This is a genomic window from Mesorhizobium sp. 131-3-5, assembly GCF_016756575.1.
Classification (GTDB): Bacteria; Pseudomonadota; Alphaproteobacteria; order Rhizobiales; family Rhizobiaceae; genus Mesorhizobium; species Mesorhizobium jarvisii.
In genome coordinates this window covers 2377286-2398584 of the sequence record NZ_AP023254.1, presented here as the reverse complement: position 1 = coordinate 2398584, position 21299 = coordinate 2377286, and the positions used below count along the sequence as shown (strand labels likewise).

The following is a 21299-nucleotide window of genomic DNA, read 5'->3' as shown; positions in this document are numbered from 1 at the left end:
TCCCGTCTTGGTATTGTCGGAAGTCCAGCCTAGCCGGGACCGCCGGCCCTGGCGATGTGCCATGAGCCCCTGAAGCGGCGGCCACCGGACAGACGTTTCAAACCTGTTGCGCATCCGGTTTTTCGCCGCTATGGATTTCGCCATGAACATGCGTTCGACCAAGACCATTTGGTGGTGGGCCTGCTGACAGCGGCCTGTTCGAACGCGCGTGCGTGAAAAGAGAGGGTGGCCGCAACGGAAAGTCCGGGCGGCCATTTGTTTTTCCAAGCCAGTCCCGGGTCCGTTGCCCCAACAAGCTGATGGAGACGGCAATGACGATGAAGGTTCTGGAAAACGGCGCTGAAAGCTTCGTGACCGCGGGTGGCATCACCATCACGCGTGAGCGCCACGACCGGCCGTATGCGGGAGCGATCGACGCCTATGTCGATGGCCTGAACTCGCGCCGGGGCGCGGTGTTTTCCTCGAATTACGAATATCCCGGCCGTTACACGCGCTGGGACACCGCCATCATCGATCCGCCGCTGGTCATTTCCGCCCGGGGCCGCGCCATGCGCATCGAGGCGCTGAACCGCCGCGGCGAGGCTCTGTTGCCGGTCATCGGCAAGACGCTGGGCGGCCTTGCCGACATCACCATCGCCGAGACGACGAAGACGCTGATCCGCCTCGACGTCGCCAAACCCGGCCGCGTCTTCACCGAGGAAGAGCGCAGCCGCGTGCCCTCGGTCTTCACCGTGCTGCGCGCCATCACCGCTTTGTTCAAAACCGACGAAGACGCCAATCTCGGCCTCTATGGCGCCTTCGGCTACGACCTCTCCTTCCAGTTCGACCCGGTCGACTACAAGCTCGAGCGCAAGCCCAGCCAGCGCGACCTCGTGCTGTTCCTGCCCGACGAGATCCTGGTCGTCGACCATTATTCCGCCAAGGCCTGGACCGACCGCTACGACTATTCGGGCGAAGGATTTTCGACGGAAGGCTTAGCCCGCGACGCAATCGCCGAGCCGTTCAAGACCGCAGACCGCATCCCGCCGCGCGGCGACCATGAGCCGGGCGAATATGCCAATCTGGTGCGGCGCGCCATGGACTCGTTCAAGCGCGGCGACCTGTTCGAGGTCGTGCCCGGCCAGATGTTCTACGAGCGCTGCGAGACGCAGCCCTCCGACATTTCGCGCAAGCTGAAATCGATCAACCCCTCGCCCTATTCCTTCTTCATCAATCTCGGCGAAAACGAATATCTGATCGGCGCTTCGCCCGAAATGTTCGTGCGCGTCAACGGCCGCCGCGTCGAAACCTGCCCGATTTCGGGCACCATCAAGCGCGGCGACGACGCGATCTCGGATAGCGAGCAGATCCTGAAACTGCTCAATTCGAAGAAGGACGAGTCCGAGCTCACTATGTGCTCGGATGTCGACCGCAACGACAAGTCGCGGGTCTGCGAGCCCGGTTCGGTGCGCGTCATCGGTCGCCGCCAGATCGAGATGTATTCGCGCCTGATCCACACCGTCGACCACATCGAAGGCCGGCTGCGCGAAGGCATGGACGCCTTCGACGCCTTCCTGTCCCATGCCTGGGCGGTCACCGTCACCGGCGCGCCGAAACTGTGGGCCATGCGCTTCATCGAGCAGAACGAAAAGAGCCCGCGCGCCTGGTATGGCGGGGCGATCGGCATGGTCAATTTCAACGGCGACATGAACACCGGCCTGACGCTGCGCACCATCCGCATCAAGGACGGCATCGCCGAGGTGCGCGCCGGCGCCACATTGCTGTTCGACAGCATCCCCGAGGAAGAAGAAGCCGAAACCGAACTGAAGGCATCCGCCATGCTCTCCGCCATCCGCGACGCCAAGACCGGCAACTCCGCCAGCACCGAGCGCACCACCGCGCGGGTCGGCGACGGTGTCAACATCCTGCTCGTTGACCACGAGGACTCTTTCGTCCACACGCTGGCCAACTACTTCCGCCAGACCGGTGCCAATGTCTCGACCGTGCGCACGCCGGTGCCGGAGGAAGTGTTCGAGCGGCTGAAGCCGGACCTGGTCGTGCTCTCGCCCGGACCGGGCACGCCGAAGGATTTCGATTGCGCCGCGACCATCAGGCGAGCGCGCGCCCGCGACCTGCCGATCTTCGGCGTCTGCCTGGGCCTGCAGGCGCTGGCCGAGGCCTATGGCGGCGAACTCAGGCAACTGCATATTCCCATGCACGGCAAGCCCTCGCGCATCCGCGTCTCCAAGCCGGGCATCATCTTCTCCGGCCTGCCCAAGGAAGTCACTGTCGGCCGCTATCACTCGATCTTCGCCGATCCGGTGCGCTTGCCCGATGATTTCATCGTCACGGCAGAGACGGAGGACGGCATTATCATGGCTTTCGAGCACCGCAAGGAGCCGATCGCGGCGGTGCAGTTCCATCCGGAATCGATCATGACGCTCGGCCACAATGCCGGCATGCGCATCATCGAGAACATCGTCGCCCATTTGCCGCGCAAGGCGAAGGAAAAGGCAGCCTGACCTAGATGGCCGAAGCCGAGAACACGATGGCGATCGCAGCCAAGGCGGCCGCGAAGCGCAGGGTCGCCAACCTTGCCTTCTGGTCGATCGTGGTCGCCTTTGTCGTGCTCGCGTTGAAGTTGGCCGCCTGGTACATTACCGGCTCCGTCGCACTTTATTCGGACGCTCTGGAATCGATCGTCAACGTCATTGCCTCGGTCGCCGCCTTGTGGGCGATCCAGGTCAGTTACAAGCCGGCCGACCAGGATCATCCATTCGGCCATCACAAGGCGGAATATTTCTCCGCGGTGCTCGAAGGCGTGCTGATCGTCGTTGCCGCGCTGTTGATCCTCAACGAGGTCTGGCGGAGTTGGCAGACGCCAGCACCACTCGAACAGCCCTGGAAAGGTCTTGCCGTCAACGGCGTCGCCACGGTGATCAATGCCTTCTGGGCCTGGATGCTGATCCGCGTCGGCCGGGCGGAGAAATCGCCGGCGCTCGTCGCCGACGGCAACCACATCATGACCGACGTCGTCACCTCGGTGGGCGTCTTCGGCGGTCTGGTCGGGGCAATCCTGACCGGCTGGCATATCCTCGATCCGGCGCTTGCCGTCATCGTCGCGCTCAACATCCTGTGGCAGGGCTGGCACGTCATCGGCTCGTCGATGAACGGCCTGATGGACCGTGCCGTCGACACGCAGGAACACATGCGCATCCGCGACGTCATCTCGGCCAATTGCAAGGGCGCGCTGGAGGTGCACGACCTGAAAACCCGCATCGCCGGCCGCGCCACCTTCATCGAGTTCCATCTGGTCGTCGACGCCGACATGTCGGTCGGCGCCAGCCACGTCATCTGCGACCGCATCGAAGACGCGCTGAAAGCCGAAATCCCCTCGGTGCGCGTCACCATCCATGTCGAGCCCGACGACGAGGCCAAGCTGCCGAAAGGCACGACGGCCGTACCGTTTGCGTGAGGCGGTTCGCCGGCGCGACCTTGGAAAAATTAGTCGAAGCCTCTCGACTTCGTCATCCACGGGCGGAGCAGGAGCGAAGCTCCGTCGCGGAGACCCGAGGATCCATGCCGCGACCTAGGATGAAGCACACGGCGGAAGACAATTCTGCACCGCAGCAGCGCTCAGGAGTCCCGGCATGGATCCTATGGTCTAAGCCGCGTCGCTTCGCTCCTTGCTACGCCATAGGATGACCACGCGCTGGTATTCAAGGCGCACAGGCCGATTGCGGCATTGGCACCAGCCGATAGACCTTGTCGTCCGACTTCGTCTTGCCGTCCGCTGCCTTCGAGCAGAGATCGACGATCGCCAGGCTGCTGTTGGGATTGGCCAGCATCATCGTGCCGTTAGCGCCGCGCTTGAGGAAGATTTCCTTCTGCGCGATGTCGCAGGAGAAATCGCTCATCTTCGAGCTTGCCGCGCAGCGCCACTGGTCGGCTTCGCCCTGGCAGGAATAGGTCTGCGTGACCTTTCCCGACTTCAGCCTGGTGGTCACCGAAACGGCGATGTCGGCGCCGTCAGGCCAGTTGGCGACGTCACCGCCCGACGCGAAGGACGCCAGTTCCACCGGCCCGCGGAAAACTCGGATCGACTGCGTCCGCTGGTCGGGATGCGAGGCCAGATGCGCCGCGTCATAGTCGCGGCCGTAGCAGAAGGCCTGGTCGGGCTTCAGCCGCTCGCGCAGCGGGAGGCCGAGCGCCGGATCGATCGGGTCGATGCGCGCGAACTCGGCCTTGCAGGTCGCGGCCGGCATCGGGTCGAGGCGGAAATTGTCGTCCTCTGTGCCCAGCGCCTGCCTGTCATATTCGGCCTTGCCGAGTTCCTCTTCCGATCCGGCATCGAGATAAAGGTCGGCCGAGACATCGGTGACAACCAGACGGCCTTTGTCATCGACCTTCAGCGAGGCCATGGTGCGGTCGCAGTCCATGCCGCAACGGATCGGCCCTGATGTGCCATCCTCGGATTCATGGTTGCACCAGCCGCCGGCCCATTGCGGCGCCTTGGCGCCACGCAACGTCGTGGTGAGAAAGCCATTATAGGATGTGTCGGCGTTTGCCGTGGGCTCTTCGTTCGGCCGGCTGACCGGGTCATGACCATAGTAGAAGAAGATCCGTGCCACCTTCTGCTTCGGATGCGCCTTGAGATGGGCCGCGTCATAGACCCGGCCGAAACAGACGTCCGCCCCGCTCGGGCTGAGTTCCCTGAGCTTGAGCGCGTCGTCAGCGACGGCTGTGCCTGTCAGCAAACCAAGCAGCGCGGCACCAAATCCGGCGCCCGCGATTATCTTCCATTCCCTTGCCCTGAACGTCATGTGACCTCTCCTCGCATCGACAGGACGTAGCGTCAACTTATGCTAGTATTGCGGCCGCAGCCACGCAAATAGCGGTGAAATCTGAGGAGGATGCCATGCGCCGACGCGACATGTTCCGCGCGGTTCTTGCCGGAACCGGGACGTTTCTTGGCCTGCGGGCCGCGCAGGCCGCGGCGACGGAAACCCCACGGCTGAAGGTTGCCTATCATCTGAGCGATGTGGACAAGGTCAACTTCGTGCTCGGCAACATCAAGAACCACTATGAGGGCACCGGCGGCAATGCCGACATCGTGCTGGTCGTGCATGGCCCGGCCCTGGCGAGCTTCAAGTCGAAGGGCATATCGGCCGCTATCTCCGGCCGCTTCGCCGGCCTGGTGCAGCAAGGGCTCGAGCCGCAAGCCTGCGGCAACACCATGCGGGGCATGGATATTTCGCTTGCCGACCTGCTCGACGGCTTCCATGCCGCCGACAAGGGTGGCGTCGTGAAGCTCGCGGAACTGCAAAGCCAGGGCTATGCCTATCTGCGCCCCTGAGGCTTGAACACCGGGGTGGCAAAGGCCTACGAAGGGCGGCAGACATCCCGGAGGAACAACAGTGCCAGCCACCAATACACTCAGCATTCCCGATCTCGCCGGCAAGGCGGTGCTGGTCACCGGTGCCTCGACCGGTATCGGCGCGGCCCTCGCGCTGGCCTATGCCGCGCAGAAATCCAGGGTGGCGCTGCATTACAATTCGAGCCAGGAGGCCGCCGAGAAACTCGCCAAGACCATTCGTGACAGCGGCGGCGAGGTGTTCCTCGTCCAGGGCGACTTTTCCGTTCCCGCCGACGTCGAGCGCGTCGTCGAGGACAGCGCGCAGCATTTCGGACGCCTCGACGGGCTGGTGAACAATGCCGGCGGCATGCTCGGCCGCATACCCTATGCCGACCAGACCGAAGCGCATTACGACGCGGTTATGGACCTCAATGCGCGTTCGGTGCTGACAGCCTCGCGCAAGGCGATGCCATGGCTGAAGAAGCAGGGCGGCTTCATCGTCAACACCTCGTCAATTGCCGCGCGCAATGGTGCCGGCGGCGGCGCCGGCCTCTACGGCTCGGCCAAGGCCTTCGTCTCCAATGTCACACGCGGCATGGCCAAGGAACTGATCGGCTTCGGCATCCGCGTCAACGCCGTGGCGCCCGGCACGATTCTCACCCCTTTCCATGAGCGCTATTCGACCGAGGAGCAGATCAAGGGCATGGTCGCCACCATTCCGCAGGGCCGCGCCGGCACGGCGGAAGACTGCGTCGGCGCTTACCTGTTCCTCTCGTCGGACCTGCTGAGCGGCTACATCACCGGCCAGGTGATCGAGGTGAATGGCGGCCAGTTGATGCCGTGACCGGCTATCTGCATACTGACGGTCCGCATACTCTTGTCGAAGACTTTGAAGGGGAGACAGCTGAATGTACGGACTGATCGGCAAGATGCGGGCGGCGCGCGGCCAGCGCGACTCGGTCATGGACGTGCTGCGCGCCAGCACCGGCGCCCTGCCGGGCTGCCTGAGCTATATCGTCGCCACCGACCCGGCCGACGCCGATGCGATCTGGGTGACCGAAGTGTGGACTGACCAGGCAAGCCACAAGGCCTCGCTGCAGCTTCCGGAAGTTCAGGCGGCAATCGCCAAGGCGCGCCCCTTCATCGCCGGCTTCGAGTTCCAGGTGGAGACCCATCCGGTCGGCGGCTTCGGATTGCCTGACGGCAAGACGGGCTGAGGCCTTCGGGCAGCTTTTTCAGCACGGCGGGGTTCGCATCGCCGTGCTTGGCGTCTAAGACCGAAACATGGATTCCTCGGCGCAGCCTCCCGACCAGCTTGCCACCGAGCGCATGGCGCGTATGGGCAAGCCCTGGCAATGGCTGGTCCTGCTCACCATCTCGGCCCTGTTCGCCAGCGCGCTCGAACTGGCCGCTCTGCCGGCGGCGCTGCTGATCGGACCGATGCTGGCGGCGATCATCGCCGGCACCAATGGCGCCACGGTGCGGGTGCCGCGCCTGCTGTTCGGCTCCGCCCAGGCCATTGTCGGCTGTCTCGTCGCCGCGTCGATCTCGGCCGACATCTTTCCCGTCTTCTATGCCGAGTGGCCGCTGTTCCTGGGCGTGGTGATTGCGACAGTCGCGGCCTCCAGCCTGCTTGGCTGGCTGATCAGCCGCTGGCGCATCCTGCCCGGCACCACCGCCGTCTGGGGCTCCTCGCCTGGCGCCGCCACCGCCATGGTGCTGATGGCCGGCGCTTTTGGCGCCGACCAGCGCCTCGTCGCCTTCATGCAGTATCTGCGGGTCATCTTCGTTTCGATGACGGCGGCGATCGTCGCCAAGATGTGGGTCGACACATCGGGCATCGAAGTCCCGCCCATCATCTGGTTTCCGCCGATCGATGCCCAAGCCTTCGCCGCCACGTCAGGTATCGCGCTGGTCGGCGGCCTTGCGGGGAAGCTGTGCCGGCTGCCCTCGCCCTTCTTCCTCGGCACCTTCATCTTCGGCACCGTCGTCCATCTCGGCCTTGGCGTCGAGATGCAGCTGCCGCCCTGGCTGCTGGCAATCAGCTACGCCATGGTCGGCTGGTCGATCGGGCTGAACTTCACCAGGCCGATCCTGCGCCATGCGACGCGTGCTCTGCCGCAGATCATCGCCTCGATCGTGGCGCTGATCGCCTTTTGCGGCGGGCTCGCCTTCCTGATCAGCCATCTCCTGGGCATCGATCCGCTGACTGCCTATCTGGCGACCAGCCCCGGCGGCATGGACAGCGTCGCCATCATCGCCGCCGCGGCGCAGAACGTCGACATCTCCTTCGTCATGGCGCTGCAATCGGCCCGGTTCCTGGTCGTGCTGCTCGTCGGCCCGAGCGTCGCCCGGCTGGTTGCCAGAAGCATCCGGGACTGACAGGCTGCAGCGCTTTCGGTGCCCACTCTTCACCCCCACCGGCCGGCAGCCGCCGCAAGCCGCTCGGGAAGGAAATCGACAAAGACCCGCACCTTTGGCGACAGATGGCGATTGGAGGGCCACAGCATCCGGAACTGGCCACGGCCGTCGATATGATCGTCCAGCACGGTGCGCAGCCTTCCGTCCAGCAACGCCTCGCGGACCAGGAAATCGGGCATGCAGGCGATGCCGAGCCCGGCGACCGTGGCACCCTTCAAGGCCTCCATATTGTTGCAGGTCAGCTTCGAGCGGGTCTGCGGTTCGGCGCTTCCGGTCGTGAATGGCCACTCCAGCAGCCTGCCGCTGTTGAGAAAGCGAAAGTTTATGCCGAAATGCCTGGTGAGATCCGCCGGTTTGTCGGGCGTGCCATGGCGCTCGAGATAGGAAGGCGCCGCGCACAAAAGCATACGAAAGGGTCCAACGGGTCTCGACACCAGTCGTGAATCGGGCAGCTCGCCGCTGCGGATCGCGACGTCGATACCTTCCTCGATGACGTCGACCACGCGGTCGTTGAAATCGATGTCGAGTTCGATCTCGGGATAGCGGGACATGAACTCCGACAGCACCGGCAAAAGCAGATGATAGGTGACAATCGGGGTCGAGACGCGCAGCCGTCCGTGCGGCGTTTCCCGCGTCCGCGACAGCATCGCCTCGGCATCGTCGATGTCGTCGAGGATGCGGCGCACCCGCTCATTGAACAGCCTGCCCTCTTCCGTCAGGCCGACGCGCCGCGTGCTGCGCTGCAGGAGCCGCACGCCGAGCTCCTGTTCGAGCCTTGCGACGCTCTTGCCGACGGCGGAGGCCGAAATGCCGAGCGCCCGGCCAGCAGCGATGAAACTGCCAAACTCGGCGGTGCGGGCGAAGGCCAACAGGCCACTGAGACGATCCATCGTAATCTTCCATTCGAGCGTTTCAGTCCGGTATATCAGGAGATATAATACCATTTTTCCGGAAAGGCTGCTGACCTATCTTGTCGTTGCGACGGCGCCGCGACCCACGCGCATGCCGACGGATGCTGCTTCAGATAGGAAAATTCATGACCTCGAAGACCACAACCGGCCCAGCCGAGCGATGGCTCGTGCTCTTGTCGGTATGCCTTGCCGCGATGACCATGCCCTTGACCTTCACCGGCCCGGCCGTCGCACTCTCACGCATCGCGGCCGATCTCGGCGGCAGCCCGATCGCGCTCAACTGGGTGACGAACGCCTTCATGCTGACCTTCGGCGCCAGCCTGATGGCGGCTGGAGCGCTGGCCGACAACCACGGCCGCAAGCGCATCTTCCTCGCCGGCCTCTGCCTCTATGTCCTGGCGTCGCTCGGCGCGATGCTGGCGCCCGGCATCGTCTGGTTCGACATGTTCAGGGCCGCGCAAGGCATCGGCGGTGCCTTGGCCTTCGCCGGCGGCGCCTCCGCACTTGCCCAGGAATTCGAAGGGCCGCTGCGGCTGCGCGCCTTCTCCTTCCTCGGCACAAGTTTCGGCATCGGCCTCGCCTTCGGTCCGATCGCCTCGGGCTTGCTCATATCCGCATTCGGCTGGCGGTCGATCTTTGTTCTGGTGGCAGTGCTGGCGATTGCCTCGGCGGTGCTTGGCATGCGCACTATCCGGGAATCGCGCGACCCGGATGCGACCGGCCTCGACTGGGCGGGAGCCGGCACTTTCACGACAGCACTGGCCTTGCTGACCTATGGTGTACTGCAGGCGCCGCAGAGCGGCTGGACCGATCCCCTGGTCGTCACGCTGCTCGCCGCGGCAGCCCTCTTCTTCGCCGCTTTCATTATCGTCGAGCGACGCGTGCGCCGGCCAATGCTCGACCTCACGCTGTTTCGCTTCCCCCGCTTCGTCGGCGTCCAGTTCCTGGCGGCGGCGCCCGCCTATGGCTTCGTCGTCCTGCTGGTGCTTCTGCCGATCCGCTTCATCGGCATTGAAGGGATGAGCGAGATCGAGGCCGGGCAATTGATGATCTGCCTTTCGGGGCCGTTGCTGATCCTGCCCTTGCTTGCCGGCCAGCTGGCGCGCTGGATCGCTCCGGCCACGATCTGCGGCGCTGGCCTGCTCATCGCCGCCGCCGGCCTCCTCTGGCTGAGCCTGACGCCGCCGGTCGCCGTCGCGCTTGTGGCGCCGCTTGTGCTGATCGGTATCGGCATCGCTTTGCCCTGGGGACTGATGGACGGGCTCGCCGTCAGCGTCGTGCCGCGCGAGCGCGCCGGCATGGCGGTCGGCATCTTCAACACCACGCGTGTCGCTTGCGAGGGCGTGGCGGTGGCCATTGTCATGGCGACCCTGTCAGGCTTCACCGCGGCGCAACTCGCTACTCAAGGAGCATCTTCCAGGGATGCGGCCGCCGCGGCGCAGCTGCTGGTGACCGGCAATGTCGGTGAAACGGCGCAGCATCTGCCAACGGCCAACGCCGCAACCCTGGTCCAGGCCTATGAGACGGCTTTCGACAGGCTGCTGATCGTGCTGGCGGCAATCACCATCGTCACCGCCCTCGTCGTCTTCCTCGGCCTGCGTCGCGGATCGGCGGCGCAGCACGAGCCTGTTTCTGTGCCGGTTTGCCAGGAAGGATAGCTGGCTCAGCCTTTGTCAGGTGATGACAAGGCTCGCTATACGGTCGCCATCCAGCGTGAAGGTCATGTCGCCCTCGCCGTTGAAGCCCTTGCCCTCGACGGCGATGCGAACGCGATAGACGCCTTCCGTCGGCGTGATGCCGACGACGCTCAGGTTCGACTTCACGCCGATATTGTCGGACTGGTTCCGCGGGCGATCTGCTCGCGCCCCTGGAACGATCGTCCCCAGTCGCTCAAGAATGCGTCGTCGGCAAAGGTGTTGAGAAAGGCTTCGGTATCACCTTCATTGGTGGCCTCGACAAAGCGACGGATGGGGTCGGGGGTCGTCATCAATCGAGCCTGTGCATCAGATCATCATCCAGCCAGCGGCCGAAGAAATAGACCAGCTGCTTGTGCCACCATGGCCAGTCATGGCTGACGTCGCCGCCCCAATAGTCGACCCAGGCGGGAATGGATTTGTCGCGCAGGATCTGTTCCAGCTGGCGCGTCTCGACCAGCATGCGCTCTTCCCAGGCGCCCTGCCCGCAGCAGAAGATCAGCCGCAGCGCCTTCAGCCGCGCCAAAAGCTTCGGATCGACGATGCCGGGCAGGTAATCGAGCGGCGAGTTGTAGAAGATGTCGCCCTCCAGCGCCTTGCCGAAGAAGTCGCGAGCCGAATAGACCCCCGACAGCGAGATGACGCCACTGGCGAGTTCGGGAAAGCGGAAGACGAAATTCGACGAATGGTAGCCGCCCATCGAACAGCCTGAAAACAACGGCTTCAGTCTGCGCCCGCCATTGGCAGCCGATGCGGCGGACAGGATTTCCGGCAGCGCCTCCTCGCGCATATAGCGGAAATAGGCCTCGTGGCGGCCGATGCGATGCGCGGCGTCGGCATGCTTGTCGAAGAAGGATTCCGAATCGATGCCGTCGACCGTGAACAGCTGGATGCGGCCGGTATCGATGAACTCGGCCAAAGCGCCCACCCCGCCGGAATCCTCGAACTGGTAGAACCGCCCCTGCGAGGTCGGGAACACCACCACGGGCCGGCCGGCATGACCGTAGCGCTTGTATTCCATGTCGCGGCCGAGCTTGCCGGAGAAATGCTTGTGATAGGAGATGTCCATCGCCTCAGGCCTTTTCCGCATGGATATAGGCGACCGCCTCGCGCAGCGCCGCCTGATCCTTCGAGCGCATCTGATAGGCGTAATTTCCCATGGCGCGGCTGAAAACCTCTTCGATGGCCTGATGGTGGACGATCTTGTCGCGGTGCGCCGCTAGCACGTCCTCATGGCTGTGCAAATAGTGGAGGTGCCGCTTGCGACTGGCATAGGCGGTGAAATACTTGCCCTCATATGGCCCGCCGGCGGCGTCCTTGACCACCATGTCGGCCCATGCCGCGTAGACGTCGATGTCGAACGTGTAGTTGATGGCGTCGGTCATCCAGGCGCCGGGCGGCCGCATGTTGACCTCCAGCGCGATGATCCGGTCGTCCCTGGTCTCGAACAGCTCGATGTGGAAGAAGCGCTCGCGCACGTCGAACGCCTTCAGGATCTTGCGGCCGGCCTCCTCGACCGCTGGCCTGATATGGGGAAAGCAGGTGTAGCTCATATGGCGGTCCTTGTTGACCACCTCCATGACGCTCTGGTCGTAGCGGTGGCTGGCCGCCAGCACCACCTCGCCGTCGCGGTTGACCAGCCCGTCATAGGTCACCACCAGCCCCTCGATGAATTGCTCCATGACGAAGGTCACGTCCTCGGGCTTGTCCCGGAAGAACTGGTCGAGCTCCCCTGTGTTGGAGATCTTAAAAGTGTTGGAAGCGCCAGAGCCGCTGTCGGGCTTCACCACCACGGGATAGCCGACGCGGCGGATGAAAGTCATGGCGCCGGCGCGGTCGGAGCATTTGCGCTGCGCGATGGTCTCGACGCCGCTCTTGCGGAAAAAGGCGCGCATGCGGCTCTTGCGCTTCAGGTTCTTCACGAAATCGAGCTTGGTGCCGTAGATGTTGAAGTCGGTGCGGATGTTGGCTTCCAGCTCCAGCCAGTGTTCGTTGAGCGATTCGAACCGGTCGACGCGGCCCCATTTGTGGATGAAATGCCCCATCGCCCGGAACACCGGATCGTAGTCCTCCATGTCGGCGACGCGGTAATATTCCGAAAGCGCTGCCTTCAGCCTCCCGTCAAGCGCGTCATAGGGCGCATCGCCAATGCCGAGCACGGTGGCTCCGGCCTTCTTCAGCCGGTCGCAGAAATCGGCGCCGTTGGTCGGAAAATGCGGCGAGAAGAACACGAAATTCATCGACAACCACCTCCCGGTGACAGGGCACCGCAGCCCCGTCGGCATCCAAGTCTGGCGCATTTGCGGCGCCTGGGGAAGAGCACCGGCATTTGGGATAATGTTCAACGGATTCAGCCCCCGCTTGCCTCTGCCGGGGCGCTCCTGTATGAGAACCGGCATGAACACGCGCGCCACCATCGCTTCCCGTCAGACCGGCTTTGCCGGCGAGACCGTGCGCGCGCTTGCCTCGACCCTGCTTCTTCTCGGCCTTATCGGCGATCGCCGGGTTCGCTGAAGGAGCGCCCGGCGGTCGAACCGCCGCGCAAGCGCATGCTCCTTAGCCAGTCTCAAAATTGGCAGTCACATCAAGCGAACGAAAAAATCTGGTAAAGGCGCCACTCGCCAGCCATCCGTCCGAGACGGATCCGAGGGCCGCCGGGAGAACAAGACGATGAACGCACGAGAACAGATCCGCCCTGATGCCGCTGTAGCAGGCAAGCATGTCGAACCAGCCCGCGGCATGCCCGACGCGGCCCGCAAATATCAACCCTATCCGACCGTTGGCCTCACCGACCGGACCTGGCCCTCGAAGGTCATCGACAAGGCGCCGATCTGGTGTTCGGTCGACCTGCGCGACGGCAACCAGGCACTGATCGACCCGATGGGCCATGAGCGCAAGGCGCGCATGTTCGGCCTGCTGCTCGACATGGGATTCAAGGAGATCGAGATCGGCTTCCCCTCGGCCTCGCAGACCGATTTCGACTTCGCCCGCTGGTGCATCGAGGAAGGCAACGTGCCCGCCGATGTGTCGCTGCAGGTGCTGGTGCAGTGCCGGCCCGAGCTGATCACGCGCACCTTCGAGGCGCTGAAGGGCGCCACCAACCCGATCGTGCATTTCTACAATTCGACCAGCGAATTGCAGCGCCGCGTCGTCTTCGAAAAGGATGTCGGCGGCATCAAGCGCATCGCCACCGACGCGGCCAAGATGATCACCGACATGGCGGCCAAGGCCGGCGGCGGCTATCGCTTCGAATACTCGCCGGAAAGCTTTACCGGCACCGAGCTCGAAGTGGCGCTGGAGATCTGCAACGCCGTCACCGAGATCGTCAGGCCGACGCCGGACAACAAGCTGATCATCAACCTGCCGTCGACGGTCGAGATGTCGACGCCCAACATCTATGCCGACCGCATCGAATGGATGTGCCGCAATCTGGACGCCAGAGAGAACCTGATCATCTCGCTGCATCCGCACAATGACCGCGGCACCGGCATCGCCACCACCGAACTCGGCTTGATGGCGGGCGCGGACCGCGTCGAAGGCACGCTGTTCGGCAATGGCGAGCGCACCGGCAATGTCGACATCGTCACGCTGGCGCTCAACATGTACACACAAGGCGTCGATCCGGGCATCGACTGCTCCGACATCAACCGGATGAAGGACGTCTATGAATATTCGAACCAGTTGAAGATCCCCGAGCGTCACCCCTATGTCGGCGAACTCGTCTACACCGCCTTTTCCGGCTCGCACCAGGACGCCATCAACAAGGGCATGAAGGCGCTGAAAAAGGCCAACACCAGCCTCTGGGAAGTGCCGTATCTGCCGATCGACCCGGCCGATGTCGGCCGCAGCTACGAGGCGATCATCCGCATCAACTCGCAGTCCGGCAAGGGCGGCATCGCCTATGTGCTGCAGGCCGATTACGGCCTCAATCTGCCGCGCAACCTGCAGATCGAATTCAGCCAGGCGATCCAGGCGATCACCGATGCCGAGGGCAAGGAAGTGCCGGCCAAGCGCATCTATGAGCGCTTTCTCGAAACCTATGTCGACCAGCCGGGCGCGCGCCTGAAATTCCTCGACCACCACACCTATCCCGATACAGTGGTCAAGGGCCGGCGCGTGGTCGAGGCAGTGATCCTCGACAAGGGCAAGGAAGTGACCATATCAGGCACCGGCACAGGCCCGATCGACGGCTTCGTCGATGCACTGTCACGCCATGTCGGCGTCGAGATGTCGGTGCTCGATTATTCCGAACACTCGATGCAGCGTGGCTCCAATGCATCCGCCATTTCCTATGTCGAAATGGAATATCCCGGCGGCAAGCTGTTCGGCGCCGGCATCAACACCAACATCGTCGCCGCCTCGCTGGAAGCGGTGACGTCGGCAGCCAACCGCATCGTCGGCCGCAAGCCGCGGTAGCATCTACCGACGATTGGCGCGAGAGATCACAGCCACTCTCGCGCCAGCCATTTTTTCAAGCCGAACAAGGCCTTGGCCTCAAACGGCTGACACCGGCGGCACACCAATCCTGTAGCCGGCATCGGCAGCGTCATTAACCACCGGAAAATTATCCGGTGAGGTACGCGATCGCATAACGGGTGTATACTTGTGTGGTGGTGCGAGCCCTATATGATCGCGCCTCAACCTGTGCCGACTTCGAGAGGATCGACACTTGCAGCATGCCACGCCTGCCGCCCCCGCAGTGCGCGAGACACTGGAGCGACTGCTTGCCAGCGAAACGTTCGGACGGTCCGAGCGCGCGCGCAAGCTGATCCGTTATCTCGTCGAACGCGAGCAGGCCGGCGAAGCCGACAGGCTCAAGGGCTTTTCCATCGCCATGGACGTCTTCGGCAAGGACGGCGATTTCGATCCGTCGACCGATGCCGTGGTGCGGGTGCAGGCAGGCCGGCTGCGCGAATTGCTGCAGCAGTATTTCGCCAATGAAGGCATCGCCGAGCCCGTCCGCATCGCCATCCCACGCGGCGGCTACGTTCCGGCCTATGAGCTCAACGCGATCCGTCTGCCGGAAGTGGCCAAACCCGCCGAGCAGGCGCCAGCGGCAGCAGCTCCAGCCGAGCACCCCAATACTGCCGACGAGGCCGTTGCGCCCGCCGCGTTGCTGGCGCCGGCGGCGGCACCCGCGCCCTCTGTGGCGCGCCATCTCACGTTCTTCTGGATGGCGATCGTTGTGGTCATCGCCATGCTCGGCGTCCTGATCCTGCGCCAGGGCGGCGGCGCGCTGCTCGCCGGCGGCGATCTGCCGGCGACGTTCGAGAGCGCCGGCCTGACCAGCAGCATCGCACCGTCCCCGGCCAGCGAGGCCCTGCCGCTCGTCTACATCGCCGTCAAGGCCAGCGGCGCGGACGCCAGCCGCGTCGCCGCGTCGTTGCGTGCCGGCCTGAGCGGCTTCGATACCATCGACTTTATCGGCCGCGACACGGTCGACAAGACCGACCCGGTCGCCAGTGCAACGAGCTTCATGTTCGATGTCCTGCCTGGACCGGGCGCGGGCGAGATCACCATCGAGCTGCAGAGCGTGGCGACCGGACGTGTGCTTTTGTCGCGCAACCTGACAGCCGCCGACAGCGCGCCATCGGCCGTCGAGGACCGTATCGCCGGCATCCTGAGTTCGGCACTGCCCGCGTCCGGCACGATCTACAACTATATCGAGCAGAGCGGCATTCAGAACGGCCTGACGCAGTGCCTGCTGCTCAACGGCAAATACTATCTCGATCAGAACGCCAGAACCCACGAGGCCGCCTATCGCTGCCTCGAAACCCTTGCCGAGAACGGCGCAAAATCGTCGCTTGTTTACTCCGAGCTCGCCTCGCTGCACCTCGAGGCCGTGAACGACCATTACGCCTATCCGCCGGATGCGACGATCGAGAAGGCGATGACATTCGCCCATCGCGCCGTGCAGATGGGCCCGACCAGTCCTTATGCGCATCGTTCCTACGGCTACATCAATTCGCGTCTTGGCAATGCCGACGAGGCGCTGCGTTGGATGCGCAAGGCCCATGATCTCAACCCCTATGACGTCTCCATGGCGGCCGCCTATGGTTATGGGTTGGTCTTCGCCGGCCGCTACGCCGAGGGAACACCCCTTCTGGCTCATGCGGTGGATGCCTCCAGCGGCCATCCGACATGGTGGGATTTCGGGCTTTTCGCCGGCGAGTTGATGCTCGGCGACACGAGCAAGGCCGCGATCGCCAGCTCCGCACTGAGAACCACGGCAACGAAATCGCACTATCTTGCCGCCCGGCTGATCGGCGCCAGGATCTCCGGTCAGGACAGCCTGGCACGCAAGCTGCTCGATGAACTCACCGCCAAATTCCCCAAATTCGCCGCCAATCCGCGCGCGACCTTCATCGACCGAAAATATCCGGCCGACCTGACCGAGCGGCTGGTCGGCGCCTTGCGCGCCGCCGGGCTCGGCGACGCCAGCTGAAGTTGAACAAACACCGGCCGTTGGACCAATGGAATTGCCGGGCGGTCGCGCACGGAGAACAAGGGCCCCCAATCGGGCTGATTTGCCGGCTTCCGCTGGACAAACCCCATTGAATTACAGGCTCGCCTTCGCGAACAATCGCGAAAATTTTACTGGCTATGACGCTGGGTGAAGCGCAATCCAGCCGCATTTGGTGTCAGGTCCGCGCTTTTCACAATCTGCAACAAGCTCCCACCTTCATGATTTCATCGCTCTATGCCGCCGAACAAGGATCTGGTTCGAAGACCATCGTCCTGCTGCACGGTTTTGGCGGTAGCCACAACGTCTGGCGCGACGTGATCGCCTCGCTCGCCCCTTCCGCGTGCACGCTTGCCTATGACCTGCCGGGACATGGCCTGTCGTTCGACTTTGCCGGTGCCGGGCCCGCAAAGGTGGCAGCAAGGGCGGTTCTTGCCGACCTTGCGGCACGCAAGGTCAAACGCATCCATCTCGTTGGTCATTCGATGGGCGGAGCGGTGGCGACCTTGATGGCTCTGGCCGAGCCAGAGAAGGTGGCCTCGCTGACGCTTCTGGCGCCTGGCGGCTTCGGCCCGGAGATCAACGGGCCGCTGTTGCGCCGCTATGCCGCCGCACGGAGCCCATCCGAGATCCTCGCCTGTCTTGCCGCTATGTCGGGTCCACTGGCGCGACCTTTTGATCACATCGCCGATATGCTCTGCGAGATGCGCAAGCGGCCCGGACAATCGGAAAAACTCGTCGAGATCGCCGCCGCCATGACCAGGGACGACCGCCAAGGCGTCATCCCGCGTGAACTGTTGGACAGGCTGGCCATACCGGTGATGGTGGTATGGGGCAGTGATGACGCGGTGCTGCCCTTCGCCCAGGCCGACGACCTGCCGGCGCGCTTTCATGTGCATCACGTGCTGGAGGCCGGCCATATGCTGATCGAGGAAGCGCCCGATCTGATCGCCAGCATCATCCGGCGCAATATGAACCGTCGCGCCAGGCCCGTTCGCCCCAAACTCGCCGCGGCGGCCAGTTGAGTTGCTTAATGCATGTCGCCCAAAAGTGACCTCGGTTTTGGGAGAACGACGTGCATGAAACAAAGATCTGAAGCGCGTCGCGCAACGCGACGCGCTTCAGCGCAACATCCCAGACCGCCTCTGTCCGCTTCATCTCGCCAGTGCATTTTGCCGGCGTCTGTGTTAACCCCGTGTTAACCAAACCCGCGAGGCAGACGCCGATGAAGGACGCAGGCGAAAAGATCGATCCGTCGAGAAAACTGTCCGATGCCATCCGTGATGTGAAGAACGCCTTCGCCGACCGCGACGATGTCGTCGTCGACATGCGCGAGGCGCATCGCATGCGCCTCGATCTCCTGGCCGCCGAACTCGCACCCGTCTTTGCCGATGTGCCCGCCGACATGGACAATTTCGACTTCGTCGTTTCGTCAGGGCTGCAGCCGCGCCTGTGGATCGATGCCGTTAGCCATGTCGCCATGGGGCGCGACCGCCGCACTTATCGCTTCCTCAAGGACACCCGCATCGGCCGTGTGGTGCTTGCCGAATCGACCGAGATGAAGCCAGTTGCCGATTCCGTGACCCGCTATGTCGCCGAGCGCATCGTCGAGCGCCAGAGGATGATGGAGGGCGGGGTCGAGCCGGCCGTCGCCGCCATGAGGCGCGCCGAGGTGGCTGAGGCCGAGCCGCCGCTGCGGTCGCCGCAACGCGGCAAGGGCTGGTCGGCCTTCCTGTCAGGCCTTGGCCTGGTCGCCGCCGGCGCGCTGGTCGGCCTGGCGGTGTCGGTCGCCTTGTTCTGGGACCGCCTCGTGGCGATGGTTTTCAGCCTGCGGCCATAGAAGCGCTGGCCTCCACACCCAGTTCCAAGGTCTGCAGATCGGCGGGCGGTATCGCCGGCCCGGTCAGGCCGCGCCGCGTCAGGCGGATGCGCCAATTGCCCTTTTCGCCATCGATATCGAACAGATTGTACTGTGCGGCCGGATGCTTGCCACCCGGCGCCTGGCCAGCGGCGGCGACACCGACCACTGGAACCTTGGTGCTGCGCAGCCCGATCTGGAACAACGACGGCAGATGCGAATGACCGTGCAGGACGAGCTCGGCACCGTTCTTGCGAATGACCTTGTGGAAGCGGGCGATGCCGAACAGCCGCTTGTGCTGCGAAACGGCGCCGCGCACCGGCGGATGGTGGATCATGATCGCGCGAAACAGGCCTTGCCCGGCCGTATCGCGCAGGATCTTGCCGAGCCGGTCCGCCTGCCCTTCCATGAAGAAGCCATTGGCCATGAAGGGGGCCGTGGCGCGCGCCGTCGAGACGCCGATCAGCGCGACATTGCCGCGCACGCGCAGATAGGGGAACGCGTTGCGGTCGACCGGCGTGTTGACGCCGTCGCCGCTCATCCAGGCCGCCCATGAGCGGCAGACCTTGTCGAAGGCGCCGGGCACATAGGCGTCGTGGTTTCCCGGAACCACGGAAACGTCGTTCGGCGATCCCAGCGTCTCCAGCCAGTGCTTGGCCATCTCGATCTCGCCGTCGAGCGCCAAATTGACGAGGTCGCCGGTGACGGCGAGGTGGTCGGGGTTCTGCGCCTTGATGTCGGCGGTGATGGCGTCGATGACGGCGTCATGCATATGGCGCCGGCGATTGCGTTGCCAGTTGACGTAGCCGAGCACGCGCTTGGAGGCGAGATCGCGATAGGATACATCGGGGAGCGGCCCCAGATGGACATCTGAAATATGCGCGAGCCTGAACATCCATCCCTCATAGGCGACCAGCGCCCCGCTTTCCACTCAAGGTTTCCTTATCACCCACGGTTTCGCACCTGATGGCAAATCCGGACGACATCTTCCGCCAGACCGGCTGGTCGGGTTTGCGGGCCAGGTTGTTCCATCTCTATTTCGTACTGCGGCGGCCAATGACACTCGGCGTGCGCGGCCTCGTCCATGATACCGCGACGAATTCCGTTTTCCTGATCCGCCATACCTATGTGCCCGGCTGGCAGCTTCCCGGTGGGGGCGTCGAGGTCGGAGAAACGCTGGCCGAGGCGCTGGTGCGCGAACTCGCCGAGGAAGGCAACATCGCGCTGAACGCGCCGGCGGTGCTGAAGTCGATGCACTTCAACCGCCGCTCCAGCCGCCGCGACCATGTCGGCTTTTACGTCATCGAGCAATTCAGTCAGACGATACCGAAGCTGCCGGACCACGAGATCGCCGAGGCCGGCTTCTTCCCGCTCGATGGTTTGCCGGAGGGAACGACGCCGGCAACGCTGCGACGTATCGCCGAGGTTTTTGAGGAGGAACCCGCGTCGCCCTATTGGTAAGCATGCCTTTCCTGAAGGCCGAGCTTGACAGACAGGCTCGCATCAACACGGAAACCTTCCGATAGCGACCATCCCCGCCGCGGGGACTGCAGATCTCAGGTCGCGAACCTTGCCCGGTCATGCGGCGCGCCATAGTCCAGTTCCGGCCCCACCGGCACGATCCGTGTCGGATTGATTGTTTCGTGGCTGCCGTAATAATGCGCCTTGATATGATGGAGGTTCACGGTCGCGGCGACACCTGGCACCTGGTAGAGATCGCGCAAATAGTTCGACAGGTTCGGATAGTCGGCGATGCGCCGCAAATTGCATTTGAAATGGCCGACATAGACCGGATCGAAGCGCACCAGCGTGGTGAACAGCCGCCAGTCGGCCTCGGTGATGCGGTCGCCGACGAGATAGCGCTGTTTTGACAGCCGTTCCTCCAACGTATCCAGCGCCGCGAACAATTCGCCGAACGCCTCCTCATAGGCACGCTGCGTGGTGGCGAAGCCGGCGCGGTAGACGCCGTTGTTGACCGCGGGATAGACCAGCGCGTTGACGCGGTCGATCTCATTGCGCAGATCCTCGGGATAGAAATCAAGGCTTGCATCGTCCCATGCGTCGAACGCCGAATTGAGCATGCGGATGATCTCTGAAGACTCGTTGGAGACGATGGTCTGCTCCTTCTTGTCCCAAAGCACCGGCACGGTCACCCGGCCGGAATAGGCGGGATCGGCCTTGGCATAGATCTGGTGCAGGAAATCCAAGCCGTAAAGCGTGTCGCCCGTGGCGCCGTCCTCGGCCAGGAATGTCCAGCCGTTGGCGCCCATGAAATGATGCACGACCGAGACGGAGATGATGCCTTCGAGCCTCTTCAGCGCGCGAAAAATCAGCGTCCGATGCGCCCACGGGCAAGCGAGCGAGACATAGAGATGGTAGCGGCCCGGCTCGGCCTTGAAGCCGCGCCTCCGGCCTTCGGCCGGCACCCCGTCGACGGTGATCCAGTCACGCCATTGCGACTGCGTCCGCACGAACCTGCCGCCATTGTCCGCCGTATCGTACCAACGATCCTGCCACCTGCCCTCGACCAGCAATCCCATGCGAATCTCCTTGCGTCCTTTCACATTATCTAGGCGCAAGCTTGCCCCGCCGAAGACATCAGGCGCTGAACAGACCG

The 21299-nt window shown here is 63.8% G+C and carries 20 protein-coding genes; 12 read left to right on the top strand and 8 right to left on the bottom strand.

What is annotated here, in order from left to right; all coding sequences use genetic code 11:
* Positions 1-311: 311 nt before the first annotated feature.
* The gene (locus JG747_RS11580; protein WP_064981644.1) at positions 312-2501 is read left to right on the top strand and encodes an anthranilate synthase; all 2190 of its coding nucleotides are present in this window, start codon (positions 312-314) and stop codon (positions 2499-2501) included.
* 5 nt (positions 2502-2506) lie between these two features.
* On the top strand, positions 2507-3454 hold the full coding sequence (locus JG747_RS11575; RefSeq protein WP_019860730.1) for a cation diffusion facilitator family transporter: 948 nt from the start codon (positions 2507-2509) through the stop codon (positions 3452-3454).
* Between the two features lie 244 nt (positions 3455-3698).
* Here JG747_RS11575 and JG747_RS11570 read toward each other — a convergent pair whose 3' ends face one another.
* On the bottom strand, positions 3699-4802 hold the full coding sequence (locus tag JG747_RS11570; protein ID WP_069093007.1) for a hypothetical protein: 1104 nt from the start codon (positions 4800-4802) through the stop codon (positions 3699-3701).
* 95 nt (positions 4803-4897) lie between these two features.
* Between JG747_RS11570 and JG747_RS11565 the strand changes: the two genes are divergently transcribed.
* From JG747_RS11565 to JG747_RS11550, 4 genes are all read left to right on the top strand, one after another.
* Positions 4898-5335, top strand: a complete 438-nt coding sequence (locus JG747_RS11565) for a DsrE family protein (RefSeq protein WP_019860732.1) — start codon at positions 4898-4900, stop codon at positions 5333-5335.
* 61 nt (positions 5336-5396) lie between these two features.
* The gene (locus JG747_RS11560) at positions 5397-6179 is read left to right on the top strand and encodes an SDR family NAD(P)-dependent oxidoreductase (protein ID WP_019860733.1); all 783 of its coding nucleotides are present in this window, start codon (positions 5397-5399) and stop codon (positions 6177-6179) included.
* Positions 6180-6243: 64 nt separating this feature from the next.
* Positions 6244-6552, top strand: coding sequence for a putative quinol monooxygenase (locus JG747_RS11555; protein ID WP_019860734.1), 309 nt, complete (start codon positions 6244-6246; stop codon positions 6550-6552).
* A 67-nt stretch (positions 6553-6619) separates the two neighbouring features.
* The gene (locus JG747_RS11550; RefSeq protein WP_019860735.1) at positions 6620-7717 is read left to right on the top strand and encodes an AbrB family transcriptional regulator; all 1098 of its coding nucleotides are present in this window, start codon (positions 6620-6622) and stop codon (positions 7715-7717) included.
* 29 nt (positions 7718-7746) lie between these two features.
* Here JG747_RS11550 and JG747_RS11545 read toward each other — a convergent pair whose 3' ends face one another.
* Positions 7747-8646 carry a LysR family transcriptional regulator gene (locus tag JG747_RS11545; protein ID WP_202361819.1) on the bottom strand — a complete coding sequence of 300 codons (900 nt, stop codon included), beginning with the start codon at positions 8644-8646 and terminating at the stop codon, positions 7747-7749.
* Between the two features lie 146 nt (positions 8647-8792).
* Between JG747_RS11545 and JG747_RS11540 the strand changes: the two genes are divergently transcribed.
* Positions 8793-10325 carry an MFS transporter gene (locus JG747_RS11540; RefSeq protein WP_202361818.1) on the top strand — a complete coding sequence of 511 codons (1533 nt, stop codon included), beginning with the start codon at positions 8793-8795 and terminating at the stop codon, positions 10323-10325.
* A gap of 15 nt (positions 10326-10340) precedes the next feature.
* Here the strand turns inward: JG747_RS11540 and JG747_RS36910 are convergent, their stop codons facing one another.
* From JG747_RS36910 to JG747_RS11525, 4 genes are read right to left on the bottom strand one after another with little or no spacing between them, the layout of a single operon-like run.
* Complete coding sequence (locus tag JG747_RS36910) at positions 10341-10490, bottom strand: hypothetical protein (RefSeq protein WP_223217864.1); 150 nt, start codon at positions 10488-10490, stop codon at positions 10341-10343.
* Positions 10487-10654, bottom strand: coding sequence for a nuclear transport factor 2 family protein (locus JG747_RS36905; RefSeq protein WP_223217863.1), 168 nt, complete (start codon positions 10652-10654; stop codon positions 10487-10489). The genes JG747_RS36910 and JG747_RS36905 overlap by 4 nt, the downstream gene beginning before the upstream one ends.
* On the bottom strand, positions 10654-11430 hold the full coding sequence (locus tag JG747_RS11530; protein ID WP_027047313.1) for an esterase family protein: 777 nt from the start codon (positions 11428-11430) through the stop codon (positions 10654-10656). The genes JG747_RS36905 and JG747_RS11530 overlap by 1 nt, the downstream gene beginning before the upstream one ends.
* A 4-nt stretch (positions 11431-11434) precedes the next feature.
* Positions 11435-12601, bottom strand: coding sequence for an ATP-grasp domain-containing protein (locus tag JG747_RS11525; RefSeq protein ID WP_027047314.1), 1167 nt, complete (start codon positions 12599-12601; stop codon positions 11435-11437).
* A gap of 430 nt (positions 12602-13031) precedes the next feature.
* On the opposite strand from JG747_RS11525, the gene leuA reads away from it, so the two are divergent.
* The 4 genes from leuA to JG747_RS11505 all read left to right on the top strand — a co-directional run bounded on the left by leuA (position 13032) and on the right by JG747_RS11505 (position 18664).
* Positions 13032-14777 carry a 2-isopropylmalate synthase gene (gene leuA, locus JG747_RS11520; protein WP_081295866.1) on the top strand — a complete coding sequence of 582 codons (1746 nt, stop codon included), beginning with the start codon at positions 13032-13034 and terminating at the stop codon, positions 14775-14777.
* 253 nt (positions 14778-15030) lie between these two features.
* Positions 15031-16806, top strand: a complete 1776-nt coding sequence (locus JG747_RS11515; RefSeq protein ID WP_019860741.1) for a tetratricopeptide repeat protein — start codon at positions 15031-15033, stop codon at positions 16804-16806.
* Between the two features lie 239 nt (positions 16807-17045).
* Complete coding sequence (locus tag JG747_RS11510; RefSeq protein ID WP_202361817.1) at positions 17046-17849, top strand: alpha/beta fold hydrolase; 804 nt, start codon at positions 17046-17048, stop codon at positions 17847-17849.
* Positions 17850-18049: 200 nt separating this feature from the next.
* Positions 18050-18664, top strand: a complete 615-nt coding sequence (locus tag JG747_RS11505) for a hypothetical protein (RefSeq protein WP_027047315.1) — start codon at positions 18050-18052, stop codon at positions 18662-18664.
* Here the strand turns inward: JG747_RS11505 and JG747_RS11500 are convergent.
* The gene (locus JG747_RS11500; RefSeq protein WP_027047316.1) at positions 18648-19577 is read right to left on the bottom strand and encodes a metallophosphoesterase family protein; all 930 of its coding nucleotides are present in this window, start codon (positions 19575-19577) and stop codon (positions 18648-18650) included. The genes JG747_RS11505 and JG747_RS11500 overlap by 17 nt on opposite strands.
* Positions 19578-19648: 71 nt before the next feature.
* Here JG747_RS11500 and JG747_RS11495 point away from each other — a divergent pair, with 71 nt between their 5' ends.
* Entirely contained in the window at positions 19649-20143 is a 495-nt protein-coding gene (locus JG747_RS11495; protein ID WP_019860745.1) for an NUDIX domain-containing protein, read from the top strand.
* Positions 20144-20238: 95 nt separating this feature from the next.
* Here the strand turns inward: JG747_RS11495 and JG747_RS11490 are convergent, their stop codons facing one another.
* A complete protein-coding gene (locus tag JG747_RS11490) occupies positions 20239-21222 on the bottom strand; it encodes a glutathione S-transferase family protein (protein ID WP_202361816.1) in 984 nt (327 codons plus the stop codon).
* Positions 21223-21299: the final 77 nt, after the last annotated feature.

Bases quoted from the DNA above. Each gene is read 5' to 3' on its own strand.
- JG747_RS11540 (WP_202361818.1), top strand. From the start codon at position 8,793: ATGACCTCGAAGACCACAACCGGCCCAGCCGAGCGATGGCTCGTGCTC.
- JG747_RS11575 (WP_019860730.1), top strand. From the start codon at position 2,507: ATGGCCGAAGCCGAGAACACGATGGCGATCGCAGCCAAGGCGGCCGCG.
- JG747_RS11490 (WP_202361816.1), bottom strand. From the start codon at position 21,222: ATGGGATTGCTGGTCGAGGGCAGGTGGCAGGATCGTTGGTACGATACG.
- JG747_RS11570 (WP_069093007.1), bottom strand. From the start codon at position 4,802: ATGACGTTCAGGGCAAGGGAATGGAAGATAATCGCGGGCGCCGGATTT.
- JG747_RS11555 (WP_019860734.1), top strand. From the start codon at position 6,244: ATGTACGGACTGATCGGCAAGATGCGGGCGGCGCGCGGCCAGCGCGAC.
- JG747_RS36905 (WP_223217863.1), bottom strand. From the start codon at position 10,654: ATGACGACCCCCGACCCCATCCGTCGCTTTGTCGAGGCCACCAATGAA.
- JG747_RS11565 (WP_019860732.1), top strand. From the start codon at position 4,898: ATGCGCCGACGCGACATGTTCCGCGCGGTTCTTGCCGGAACCGGGACG.
- JG747_RS11495 (WP_019860745.1), top strand. From the start codon at position 19,649: ATGGCAAATCCGGACGACATCTTCCGCCAGACCGGCTGGTCGGGTTTG.
- JG747_RS11550 (WP_019860735.1), top strand. From the start codon at position 6,620: ATGGATTCCTCGGCGCAGCCTCCCGACCAGCTTGCCACCGAGCGCATG.
- JG747_RS11500 (WP_027047316.1), bottom strand. From the start codon at position 19,577: ATGTTCAGGCTCGCGCATATTTCAGATGTCCATCTGGGGCCGCTCCCC.
- JG747_RS11530 (WP_027047313.1), bottom strand. From the start codon at position 11,430: ATGGACATCTCCTATCACAAGCATTTCTCCGGCAAGCTCGGCCGCGAC.
- JG747_RS11545 (WP_202361819.1), bottom strand. From the start codon at position 8,646: ATGGATCGTCTCAGTGGCCTGTTGGCCTTCGCCCGCACCGCCGAGTTT.
- JG747_RS11505 (WP_027047315.1), top strand. From the start codon at position 18,050: ATGAAGGACGCAGGCGAAAAGATCGATCCGTCGAGAAAACTGTCCGAT.
- JG747_RS11580 (WP_064981644.1), top strand. From the start codon at position 312: ATGACGATGAAGGTTCTGGAAAACGGCGCTGAAAGCTTCGTGACCGCG.
- JG747_RS11525 (WP_027047314.1), bottom strand. From the start codon at position 12,601: ATGAATTTCGTGTTCTTCTCGCCGCATTTTCCGACCAACGGCGCCGAT.
- leuA (WP_081295866.1), top strand. From the start codon at position 13,032: ATGAACGCACGAGAACAGATCCGCCCTGATGCCGCTGTAGCAGGCAAG.
- JG747_RS11510 (WP_202361817.1), top strand. From the start codon at position 17,046: ATGATTTCATCGCTCTATGCCGCCGAACAAGGATCTGGTTCGAAGACC.